We start from the raw sequence: 11,987 nt of genomic DNA, 5'->3' as shown, positions 1-11,987 counted from the left end.
ACAGACCATGAAGGACGCGCTCGGTTCCGCCCAGTCCCTGCTGATCCTGGGCGGCACCTCGGACATCGCGCTGGCCACCGCCCGCCGGATGGCCGCGGGCAAGACCAAGCGGATCGTGCTGGCCGCCCGCCCCTCCGAGCGCCTCGACGCGGCGGCCGAGGACCTGCGCGCGTACGGCGCCGAGGTGGAGACCGTCGCCTTCGACGCGGCGCAGGTCGAGGAGCACGAGAAGACGCTCGGCGCGGTCTTCGCCGCCGGGGACGTGGACGTCGTGCTGCTCGCCTTCGGCGTGCTGGGCGATCAGGCCAGCGACGAGCAGGACCCGGTGGCCGCCGCGAAGGTCGCGCAGACCAACTACGTCGGCGCGATGTCCTCCGGCCTGGTGTGCGCCAACGCCCTCAAGAAGCAGGGCCACGGCTCGCTGGTGGTGCTCTCCTCGGTCGCCGGCGAGCGCGCCCGCAAGGCCAACTTCATCTACGGCTCGACCAAGGCGGGGCTCGACGCGTTCGCGCAGGGCCTCGGCGACTCGCTGCACGGCAGCGGCGTGCACGTCATGGTGGTACGCCCCGGCTTCGTCGAGACGAAGATGACCGCGGGCATGGAGAAGGCCCCGCTGTCCACCACCCCGGACGCGGTCGCCGACGCCATCATCTCCGGGCTGCGCCGCGGCGCCGAGATCGTCTGGGTCCCGGCCGCGCTGCGCTACGTCATGTCCGGACTGCGGCACCTGCCGCGCCCCGTCTTCCGCAAGGCCGCCCAGCGCTGAGCCCGGTCCTGCGGTTCGCCGCCGACCAGCACCGTCCCGGGTCCTCGCCCGTTGTCGGCGGGTCCGTCTACCGTTGTAGTCATGACTCGACCGTTGACCGACCTTGAGCGAAAAGTGGCGCCCTTCGAGGTCGTCAGCGAATACCAGCCCTCCGGGGACCAGCCGCAGGCGATCGCCGAGCTGGAGCGGCGGGTGCGCGCCGGCGAGAAGGACGTCGTGCTGCTCGGCGCGACCGGCACGGGTAAGTCCGCGACCACGGCCTGGCTGATCGAGCGGCTGCAACGCCCGACCCTGGTGATGGCGCCGAACAAGACGCTGGCCGCCCAGCTGGCCAACGAGTTCCGCGAGCTGCTGCCGAACAACGCCGTCGAGTACTTCGTCTCGTACTACGACTACTACCAGCCCGAGGCGTACATCGCGCAGACGGACACGTACATCGAGAAGGACTCCTCCGTCAACGAGGAGGTCGAGCGGCTGCGGCACTCGGCCACCAGCTCGCTGCTCACCCGGCGGGACGTGGTCGTGGTCGCCTCGGTGTCCTGCATCTACGGCCTGGGCACGCCGCAGGAGTACGTGGACCGGATGATCCGGCTCAAGGTCGGCGAGGAGTACGGGCTCGACCGGCTGCTGCGCAAGCTGGTCTCCATCCAGTACTCGCGCAACGACCTGGCCTTCACCCGAGGCACCTTCCGGGTGCGCGGGGACACGGTCGAGGTGTTCCCGGTCTACGAAGAGCACCCCGTGCGCATCGAGCTGTTCGGCGACGAGGTCGAGCGGCTGATGACCCTGCACCCGGTCACCGGCGAGGTGCTGACCGACGACGCGGAGCTCTACATCTTCCCGGCCACGCACTACGTGGCCGGCCCCGAGCGGATGGCCCGCGCGATCGAGGGCATCGAGGCCGAACTGGCCGACCGGCTGGCCGAGCTGGAGCGGCAGGGCAAGCTGCTCGAGGCGCAGCGGCTGCGCATGCGCACCACCTACGACCTGGAGATGATGCGCGAGGTCGGGTTCTGCAACGGCATCGAGAACTACTCCCGGCACATCGACGGCCGCGAGCCAGGCAGCGCCCCCAACACCCTGCTGGACTTCTTCCCCGAGGACTTCCTGCTGGTGATCGACGAGTCGCACCAGACGGTCCCGCAGATCGGCGCGATGTACGAGGGCGACGCCTCGCGCAAGCGGGTGCTGGTCGACCACGGGTTCCGCCTCCCCTCCGCCGTCGACAACCGTCCCCTGCGCTGGGAAGAGTTCGTCGAGCGCATCGGACAGACCGTCTACCTGTCCGCAACCCCGGGACCCTACGAGCTGTCCCAAGCCAGCGGCGTGGTCGAGCAGGTCATCCGGCCGACCGGCCTGATCGACCCCGAGGTCATCGTCAAGCCGACGCAGGGTCAGATCGACGACCTGGTACACGAGATCCGCACCCGGGCCGATCGGGACGAGCGGGTGCTGGTCACCACGCTGACCAAGAAGATGGCCGAGGACCTGACGGACTATCTGCTCGAGCTGGGCGTCAAGGTCCGCTATCTGCACTCGGACATCGACACGCTGCGCCGGGTCGAGCTGCTGCGCGAGCTGCGCCTCGGCGTCTTCGACGTGCTGATCGGCATCAACCTGCTGCGCGAGGGCCTGGACCTGCCGGAGGTCTCGCTGGTCGCGATCCTGGACGCGGACAAGGAGGGCTTCCTGCGCAGCGGCACCTCGCTGATCCAGACCATCGGCCGCGCCGCGCGAAACGTGTCCGGCCAGGTCCACATGTACGCCGACAAGATCACCCCCGGCATGGCCAAAGCCATCGACGAGACGAACCGGCGGCGAGCGAAGCAGATCGCGTACAACGAGGAACACGGCATCGACCCCACCCCGCTGCGCAAGCGCATCGCGGACATCACCGACTCGCTGGCCCGCGAGGACGCCGACACCAGGGAACTGCTCGGCGGCACGGCACGCCAGCGCGGTATGGGAAGAGGGGGCTCCGGCAAGGCGCCGGTCCCCGGCGTCGGGTCCAAGGGCGGGGTGTCGACGCTGGACTTCGTCGGAAAGCCGGCCGAGGAGCTGGAGGCGCTGATCGAGGACCTCAGCGCCCAGATGCACGCGGCGGCGGCCGAGCTGCGCTTCGAGCTGGCCGCGCGCTTCCGCGACGAGATCGGCGAACTGAAGAAGGAGCTGCGCGGCATGCGCGCCGCGGGAGTCTGACGCGGACTCAGGTGGGCGCCGGATCCCGACCCGGTCCGGCGCTGGTCCGACGAAGTGGATAGGCGGTGCCGGACAAGACCCTGGCGCGGCCCTAGTCGAAGAGGCGGCCGAGCAGCGCGCTCTGCCCGGCCGCCAGGACATGTGCCTTGCGCAGCGGAATCCAGAACAGCTCGAAGCGGATCGGCTCTCCCTTGCCGTCGCCCCGCTCCCAGCCGGTCCAGCGCTCGGGCAGTTCCGAGGCGTCCACCGACAACTGAAAGAAGAACCTGACGTACACGGCATCGGCGTAGGGCCGCGCGTCGTACTCGGCCACGCCGAGGAAGCGCTCGATGCGCAAGCCGCTCAGGCCGGTCTCCTCCTGCGCCTCGCGCAGCACGGCGGCTTCGGGCGGCTCACCCGGCCGCACGGAACCCGCCGGGACCTGAAGTCCGGACTCGAACGGCGTCGCGTCGTCGGCATGGGTGAACACGAGCAGTCGATCTTCGCGCACGATGTACGCCATGACCTTCAGCAGTCTGTCCATCGCGACAGGCTACGAAATACCAGCCCTGCGACGCGCCTGAGTTTCCCAACGCGCTTCGGCTGTTCGCGCGATTACCCGATCGGGAGCGTGAACCAGACGATCTTGCCTGACGCGGTGCGCCGATGGCCCCACCTGCCGGACAGCTCGTTGACCAGCAGGATGCCCCGGCCGCGTTCGGCCGTCGCGGACAGCTCCTGCAACTCGGGCGGATTGCGGGTCTGGTCGCAGACCTCGCACAGCAGCGCGTCCTCGTCCCGCTGCAGGCGCAGCCTGATCTCGCCGCCCGCGTGCTGGATCGCGTTCGTCACCAGCTCGCTGACCAGCAGCTCGACCGTCTCGGTGAAGGCGGTAAGCGACCAGGAGGCCAGGGTGTCGCGCACCAGGCGGCGGCAGTGCGCGACCTGCCTGGGCTCCCCGGGCAGCCGCCACGCGGCCGACCGGTCGGGCGGCAGCGGATGCACCCGGCTGATCAGCAGCGCGATGTCGTCCCGGTCCTTGGTCAGGTCCAGTTCCTTGACCACCTGGTCGCAGATCTCCTGCAGCGGCCGGCCCGGGTCGGCCAGATTCGCGCGCAGCAGGTTGAGCCCGGAGTCGATGTCACGGGCCTTGTTCTCCAGCAGCCCGTCCGTGCACAGCACGAACAGCGAGTCGTCCGGCAGCTCGATGTCGAGCGTGCCGAAGGTGCCCATCGCGCCGCCGAGGCCGAGCGGCAGGCCGGGGGCGACCTGGTGGAGCACCTCGGTCTTGCCGTCCGGGCGCACCACCAGCGGCGGCACATGCCCGGCCCGGGAGATCGAACACTGCTGCGTCGCCGGATCGTAGACCGCGTAGACACAGGTGGCGAACAGCGAGTCGTCGATGTCTGGCATCAGGTCGTCCAGGTGCGCCAGCACCTCGGCGGGCGGCAGGTCCACCGCCGCGAGGGTCCGGACCGCCGTGCGCAGCTGGCCCATCGCGCTGGCCGCCTGGATGCCGTGGCCCATCACATCGCCGACCACCAGCGCGACCCGGCCGCCGGACAGGGCGATCACGTCGAACCAGTCGCCGCCGACCACTGCCATGTCGCTGCCCGGAAGGTAGCGGTGCGCGATCTCAAGGCCGGCCGGGGCGGACAGCTTCGTCGGCAGCATCGCCTTCTGCATGCTGATCGCCGTGTGACGCAGTTGGTCGTGCAGCCGCGCGTTGTCCATCCAGATCGACGCGCGCGCCGCCACCCGCTCGATCGAGGCGATCTCCGCCGGGCAGAATCCGCCGCGTGCCGGATTGCGGGAGAACAGCATCACCCCGAGCACCCGGCCGCCGACGAGAAGCGGGGCGTAGACCGCGGGACGCCCGGCGAGCAGCTGGTCGACGTCCGAGCCGTCGGCGCTCGACGGGAGGGAGTGCATCGTGTCGATGATCACTTCATGCGACCGCATCGCCTTCACGCAGGGCGAATGCTCCGGCACCACGGTGACCCGTCCGACCGGCCAGGCCGTGCGCAGCCGCTCGGCCAGTGCGGCGTCCCAGGCGCTGAACGCGAGCCGGACCAGCCGGACCGGCCCGTCGCGCGGCTCGGCGGCCCCGGCGCCGCTCAGCACGCTCTCGCGCAGCAGGATCGAGGCGTGGTCGGCGAACCCGGGCACGACCAAGTCCACGACCTCTTGGGCGGTGATCGCCGGATCCAGCGTCGAGCCCACCCGCACCGCGAGTTCGTCGAGCGGATCCCAGCCCCCGCGACCCCGGCCGGCCCGCTCGCTCAAGGAACCGGGGATATCGTCCCGCTCGGCCGCCTCGTGCGCGAACCGGTCGCGGTGAAACGCGGCCTGCGTCCTGCGAGGGCCCGGGGATTCGCCTCCGGCGTCGCTCAGCGCGGTCTGACTGGCCGTCACCGGCGTCTCGATACCGGCTCGGTCCTCGATGGCAACGTTTCCCACGCCAGCCGCATCGCCTGGTGACTGCGCGGCCACGTCGTGGGACTGCTGGCCTTCGCCGCGTCCTCGCGCCGCGCTTCCGGCCCGTCGGCCGGACCCGGCCGCGTCGCGCTCCGTGGCCCTCGATCCGCCACGGCCACTCGGTCCGGCCCTGGTCGCGCCGACCTCGGGCGGCGTCGCGCGGTCGAGCCGCCCGGCTGCCAAAGCCGTCCGAACCGTGCTCTCCATGCCGTTCACGCCCACCTGCCTCCGCCCGGTCTTCGTCGCGCCGCCGGACGGGTTCGCCGACGTGCTCCGGGCCCGCGGCCGTGCTTGCCCGGTACAGTTCCCGGCCCGCGCATATCGCACAGTCCCGGGACGCCGCAGCCGCGATCCGATCCGGCGTCCTCCTGCGGTCCGCCGCCGCGCGTCCGCAGCCAAGAGTAGGCGGCCGGTTGCTCCGCGTACGCCGAATGGCCGATTTCTTCACCCGGGCGGATGAAGGGCCGCCCCTCGCGCACCTGTGCGAGAATGGATCTGCAAGGAGGGGAGTACTCCCTGACCTCAGCGGTGACGTCCGTCAACACGACCGGCGTCGCGGGCGTCGCAAGCGGCGGCCGCGGCCTCGATCCGGTGTCACCGGCCCCGCAGCGGCGGGGTGGAGGAGACCTCCGGTGACGACTGACGTCCAAGTCCGCCGGAGGTATGCGCAATGTCCGTTTCCCTGTGGGTCTGGGGAGCCACCCTGATCGGCCTGCTGGCCGTGCTCGCCCTGGACCTGTTCGTCATCGGCCGCAAACCACACGCCGTATCGCTGCGCGAGGCGGGGACCTGGGTCGCCCTGATGGCCGCGCTCGCGGTCAGCTTCGGGATCGGGCTGAGCCACCTGGCCGGACCGACCTACGGCGGCCAGTTCCTCGCCGGCTGGATCACCGAGTACAGCCTGTCGGTGGACAACCTCTTCGTCTTCGTGATCATCATGGCCCGCTTCAAGGTGCCGCGGGAGTTCCAGCACCGGGTGCTGCTGATCGGCGTCCTGGTCGCGCTGGGACTGCGCGGCGTCTTCATCGGACTCGGCTCAGCGATCGTCTCGACCTTCGACTGGGTGTTCTACGTCTTCGGCGCATTCCTCATCTACACCGCGGTCAAGCTGGCCGCCGGGCACGAGAGCGGCCCGGCGCAGGAAGGCGCCGCGAAGGGCGCCGCCGTGGGAACGTCCACTGACGCCGGAAAGCCCGCCGCGCCACGGGAAAGCCGCCTGGTGCGACTCGTGCGCCGCTTCTACCCGACGGTCGAGGACTACCACGGCACCGCGCTGACCACGCGCATCGCCGCAGACGGCCGCAAGAACGCCGCCGCCGCCACCCGCTCCCGCCGCGCGCTGACCCCGATGGCCCTGGTGATCCTCGCGATCGGCGCGACCGACGTGCTGTTCGCGCTCGACTCGATCCCCGCGGTCTTCGGATTGACTCAGCAGCCTTACATCGTGTTCACGGCCAACGCCTTCGCGCTGCTCGGCCTGCGGCAGCTGTACTTCCTGATCGGCGGCCTGCTCGACCGGCTGGTGTACCTGTCCACCGGCCTGTCCGTAGTGCTCGGCTTCATCGGCTTGAAGATGATCGTCGAGGCGCTGCACGGCTCCGGGATCGAGCACCTGGGCCCGATCGCGCTGCCGACCGTGTCCATCCCGTTCTCGCTCGGCGTCATCGTCTTCACCCTCGCCGTCACGACCGTGCTGAGCCTGACCGTCGGTCGCCGCCGGGCGCCCGAGGCCGCCTCCGCGACCGGCCCCGAGCGCTGACCGGCTCGCGGGTCGAGCGGGGTACGCTGCTATGATCCGCCGGTTGACGAGGCGGAAGCGCCAGGGGGCAGGGCGAAGGGACGGCTGAGCGTGAGCGGCACCGTGGTGGCGACGGACGACCAAGCTTCGCCCGGCGGCCCCGCGCCGGCCAACGCGTCCTGGCCGCGCTCCGCGGCGCGGCGGGCCCGCAGGTCCGCGACCCGCGCGTGGCCCGCGGTCGGTCTCTACCTCGCCATCCGGCTGGTCAGCACCGCGGTCTTCGCGATCCTTTCCGCAGGGCACGGATACGCTCAGCGCGGCCTGTTCGTGTTCGTCGACTCCGGCTGGTACCGGCTGATCGCCGAGCACGGTTACGACACGCACATCGCCAAGTTCGGCTCGCCGTTCCCCTTCTTCCCGCTGTATCCGGGGCTGATGCGGCTGGGCCACGACGTCACCGGTCTGAGCGTGGACGTCGTGGGCGTCATCATCACCTGGATCGCCGCCGCTGCCTGCGCCTGGGCGCTTTTCGAGATCGGCCGGCTGGTCCGCGACGCGCGTACCGGCGTGATCTTCGCCGCGCTCTGGGCGCTACTGCCCTCCGCGGTCATCGAGGGCGCCTCCTACGCCGACACCCTCGCCATCGGCCTGTCGGCCTGGGCGCTCTACGCGTTGCTGCGCCGCTGGTGGATCGCCGCCGGGATCCTCGCCTTCTTCGCCGGGCTGACCAGGCCGACCGCGAACGCGCTCGTCGCCACGGTGTGCCTAGCCGCGCTCATCGAGCTGATCAAGCGCCGCGGCCACCTGCGTGACGACGCCTCCGGCGGCGCCGCCTGGCGCCCCTGGTTCGCGCTGGTGGTCCCGCCGCTCGGCATGATCGCTTACCTCGCTTACGTCGCGCACCGCATGGGTAGCCTGACCGGCTATCTCAAGGCGCAGAAGCAGTGGGGCACCGGGTTCAGCAACGTGCAGTTCGTACTGCACCGCATCCACGAAGGCATGCTCGGCACCGCGCCCGGCTACCAGAACTATCCGACGCTGATCACCACGGCAGCGCTGCTCATCGTTCCCGTGCTGATCGTGCTGCTGATCCTGCAGCGCGTGCCGTGGCCGCTGATCTGCTACACGATCATCGTCGCGGCGATCGTCTACGCGTCGATCCACGTGTACACGGTCGTGCCGCGCGAATTCCTCGCGCTCTTCCCGCTGCTGCTGCCCATCGCCTCCGCACTGGCGAAGGTCCAGCGTCGGCCGGCGGTGTACCTCGCGCTCGCCGCGCTTGCGGTCGGTGCCGGCTGGTACGCGTGCTACATCCCGATCAACGCCGGCGGCTCGATTCCGTAACCGGCCCCGCAACCGGGCGGCTTTGCAGACTTCTTACCTAAGAGCACGATTCAGGCCCTTGCGTCGCCATCAGAGCTGAACCAAAGTTCACATTCGGTGGCCTTTCCGTCGCCACGCGCGATACCACGCGCATTCACCTGCTCCGCCGAAGCTCCGTTCTGCACCGCGCACTTTCCGCACCCATCAGGAGTTTGGCATGCCCACCCACTCCCGCCGCGCCGCCGCGGCCATGGGCGCCGTCACCGCACTGACCGCAGCGCTGGCCCTGCAGCCGGGCAGCGCTTCGGCCCTCGACGACGGCTCCCTCTCCCTCGCCGCAGCCACCTCGGTCGGCGTGCACAACACGTACGATCAGAGCGCTTACACGTACCTCGACCAGGCGCTCGACGCCGGATCAACCCTCATCGAGCTCGACGTCTGGGTGAACCCGTTCACGCACAAGTGGAACGTGAGCCACAGCAACCCGATCGGCAGCAGCAACAACTGCGTCCAGACCAGCACGCTGGCCGGCGCCTACACCGGCAACCGCAACCAGAACCTGGACAGCTGCCTCGACGACATCCGCGTCTGGCTGCAGGCGCACCCGACCGCCAACCCGATCATGATCAAGCTGGAGATGAAGGCCGGCTTCGACCAGACGATCGGCATGGGTCCCGCCGCCATGGACTCCTACATCAAGGCACACCTCGGCGACCTGGTCTACCGGCCGGTGGACCTGCTCACCAAGCCCGACGGCAGCCTGTACCCCGACCTGGACACCGCGGCGAAGGCGGGCAACTGGCCGAGCCGCTCCGCGTTGCAGGGCAAGGCGATCATCGAGGCGATCCCCGGCACCTTCGAGCAGAGCAACCCCTTCGACCACCTGTGGACCGACGTCGAGTACGCGGACTACCTCGAAGGCCTCGCGGCGTCCGGCACCATCTCCAACGCGGAGATCTTCCCGAGCGTCCTCGGGGCGCAGAGCGGCGACCCGCGCACCCGCTACTCGGACACCACGATCCGCCCCTGGTTCGTGGTCTTCGACGGTGACGCGAACACGTACGTCAGCGACGGCAACACCGAGTGGTACAACGCGAACCACTACCTCGTCGTCGCGACCGACGCCTACGACGTCGCCCCGGCGCTCTCCAGCACCGACCCCGCGCTCGCCGACGCGCAGGCCCGCGTGGCGCTGCTCGCCTCGGACAGCGTCTCGTTCGTGTCCACCGACTGGACCACGGCTCCCGCCGACAGCGTCCTGCCCGACGTTCTTCCGCGAGGCTGACCGCGATGACGACCTCTGCCCGCCGCGTCCTCGCGCGGCCCCGCAAGGTCGCCGTCACGGCTCTCGCCACCGCGCTCGCCACCGCCCTCACTTCGGTGGGCGGGGCGGGCGCGGCCGCGCGTGCGGCGACCACGGCGGCCCTAACCTCAGCGAACCTGGTCAGTGACCCGGCCGCGCTGGTGAACCCGTTCATCGGCACGACCGGCGACGGCCACGACTTCCCGGGCGCGGACGTGCCCTACGGCATGCTCCAGTGGAGCCCGGACACCTCCTCCCGGCCCAAGGGAGGCGGATACGACTACGGCGATTCCAGCATCACCGGCTTCAGCCTGACGCACATATCAGGACCCGGATGCGACGCCGCCGGAGACGTCCCGATCCTGCCCACCGTCGGCGCCATCGACAGCTCTCCGGGCTCTGATTCCCAGTCCTTCTCGCACTCCGACGAGAGCGCCAGCCCCGGCTATTACGGTGTGACGCTCGGCAACGGCGTGAAAACCGAACTGACCACCACGGCGCGCGCCGGCCTCGGCCGGTTCACTTTCCCCGCCGCGACGCAGGCGAACCTGATCCTGAAGGTCGCCGACAGCCAGACCCCGTCGAGCGCCACCAGTGTCAGCGTCCTGAGCAGCACCGAGCTCGTCGGATCCGTGACCAGCGACGGATTCTGCGAGGCGACGAACCCGTTCACGCTGTACTTCGCGATCAGCTTCGACCACGCGATCACCGGCAGCGGAGCGTACGGCTCCAGCTCGACCGGCCCGGCCGGTGAATACGTCACCTTCGATACGACCTCGAACCAGGCCGTGCTCGCGCGCGTCGGGGTCTCCTACACCTCGATCAGCGAGGCGCAGGCCAACCGGGACGCCGAAATCCCCGCCTCGACCAGCTTCGCCACGGTGCAGGCGACCGCACACGCGGCGTGGGACACGCAGCTGGGCAAGATCGAGATCGCCGGCGGAGCCTCGGACCAGCAGACCGTGTTCTACAGCGCGCTCTACCACGCGTCGCTGCACCCGAACATCTTCAGCGACGCGGACGGCTCGTACCTGGGCTTCGACCAAGCCGTGCACACGGTCGCGGCCGGCCACGCGCAGTACGCGAACTACTCCGGCTGGGACATCTACCGCGACCAGGCCCAACTCACGGCCCTGATCAACCCGGCCGTCGCGAGCGACATGGCGCAGTCCATGGTCAACGACTACAAGCAGGGCGGCACCCTGCCCAAGTGGGCCATGAACAACGGCGAGACCTACATCATGGTCGGCGACCCCGGCGCGATCGTGCTCGCCGACTACTACGCCTTCGGCGCCAGGAACTTCGACACGGCCGGCGCGCTCTCGGCGATGGTGAACCAGGCCACGACGACGAACAACGACCGGCCCGGCGTCGGCTACCTCGACACCTTCGGCTACCTGCCGACCGACAGCATCTACGGCTGCTGCCACGAATACGCCACCGTCTCCACACAGCTGGAGTACGACTCGGCGGACTTCGCGCTCTCCGCGTTCGCCGGAGCGCTGGGCGACACCGCCGATCAGACCAAGTTCCAGAACCGCGCCCAGAACTGGCGCAACATCTACAACCCCTCCAGCGGCTACATCCAGCCCCGGCACTCCAACGGACGCTGGATGGACGGCTTCGTGGCCGACCCGATCACCGGCGGCACCAACACCAACGACTTCGCCGAGGGCGACTCGCTCATCTACACCGGCATGATCCCGTTCAACGTGGCCGGGCTCGCCTCGGCCGAAGGCGGGAACTCGGCGCTGGCCGGCTACCTCGACCACGTCCTGTCCGGCTACTCGGGACTGCTCAGCCTGGCCGGCTTCCAAGCCAACATGGGCAACGAGCCGAGCTTCGAGCTGCCGTGGGAGTACGACTACGTCGCGCAGGCCTACAAGACGCAGCGCGACGTGCGCCAGATCCAGGACCAGCTCTGGACGAACGCCGCCGGCGGCCTCGCCGGGAACGACGACCTCGGCGCGATGAGCGCCTGGTACGTCTGGTCCGCGCTCGGCATGTACCCGGAGACCCCGGGAACCGCGGACCTCGCGCTCGGCAGCCCGCTGTTCACGCAGGCGATCGTGAACCCGGGAGCGGCGAACCAGATCACGATCAACGCGCCTGCCGCGGCCGACGGATCGCCCTACGTGCAGAGCCTGACCTACAACGGCGCCACTTGGAACAACGCGTATCTGCCCAAGTCCGCGGTCGCC

The 11,987-nt window shown here is 69.9% G+C and carries 8 protein-coding genes; 6 read left to right on the top strand and 2 right to left on the bottom strand.

Annotated elements, in window-relative coordinates:
* Positions 1–7 precede the first annotated feature (7 nt).
* Both VFA06_RS00800 and uvrB read left to right on the top strand, forming a co-directional pair.
* Complete coding sequence (locus tag VFA06_RS00800) at positions 8–766, top strand: decaprenylphospho-beta-D-erythro-pentofuranosid-2-ulose 2-reductase (RefSeq protein ID WP_324838372.1); 759 nt, start codon at positions 8–10, stop codon at positions 764–766.
* A gap of 81 nt (positions 767–847) precedes the next feature.
* On the top strand, positions 848–2,965 hold the full coding sequence (gene uvrB / locus VFA06_RS00795) for an excinuclease ABC subunit UvrB (RefSeq protein ID WP_324838371.1): 2,118 nt from the start codon (positions 848–850) through the stop codon (positions 2,963–2,965).
* Between the two features lie 91 nt (positions 2,966–3,056).
* Here uvrB and VFA06_RS00790 read toward each other — a convergent pair whose 3' ends face one another.
* Positions 3,057–3,488, bottom strand: coding sequence for an NUDIX hydrolase (locus tag VFA06_RS00790; protein WP_324838370.1), 432 nt, complete (start codon positions 3,486–3,488; stop codon positions 3,057–3,059).
* A 71-nt stretch (positions 3,489–3,559) separates the two neighbouring features.
* The gene (locus tag VFA06_RS00785; protein WP_324838369.1) at positions 3,560–5,404 is read right to left on the bottom strand and encodes a SpoIIE family protein phosphatase; all 1,845 of its coding nucleotides are present in this window, start codon (positions 5,402–5,404) and stop codon (positions 3,560–3,562) included.
* Positions 5,405–6,092: 688 nt separating this feature from the next.
* On the opposite strand from VFA06_RS00785, the gene VFA06_RS00780 reads away from it, so the two are divergent.
* The 4 genes from VFA06_RS00780 to VFA06_RS00765 form a co-directional block, all read left to right on the top strand.
* Positions 6,093–7,181, top strand: a complete 1,089-nt coding sequence (locus VFA06_RS00780) for a TerC family protein (protein ID WP_324838368.1) — start codon at positions 6,093–6,095, stop codon at positions 7,179–7,181.
* A gap of 90 nt (positions 7,182–7,271) precedes the next feature.
* On the top strand, positions 7,272–8,504 hold the full coding sequence (locus VFA06_RS00775) for a hypothetical protein (protein WP_324838367.1): 1,233 nt from the start codon (positions 7,272–7,274) through the stop codon (positions 8,502–8,504).
* 196 nt (positions 8,505–8,700) lie between these two features.
* Entirely contained in the window at positions 8,701–9,768 is a 1,068-nt protein-coding gene (locus VFA06_RS00770) for a phosphatidylinositol-specific phospholipase C domain-containing protein (protein WP_324838366.1), read from the top strand.
* Between the two features lie 5 nt (positions 9,769–9,773).
* On the top strand, positions 9,774–11,987 hold a 2,214-nt coding region (locus VFA06_RS00765; RefSeq protein WP_324838365.1), incomplete at its 3' end, for a GH92 family glycosyl hydrolase.

Source organism: Actinocrinis sp. (genome assembly GCF_035653575.1).
Taxonomy (GTDB): domain Bacteria; phylum Actinomycetota; class Actinomycetes; order Streptomycetales; family Catenulisporaceae; genus Actinocrinis.
The sequence above is the reverse complement of the archived record's forward strand: the minus strand, read 5'-3'. Positions and strand labels throughout refer to the sequence as shown.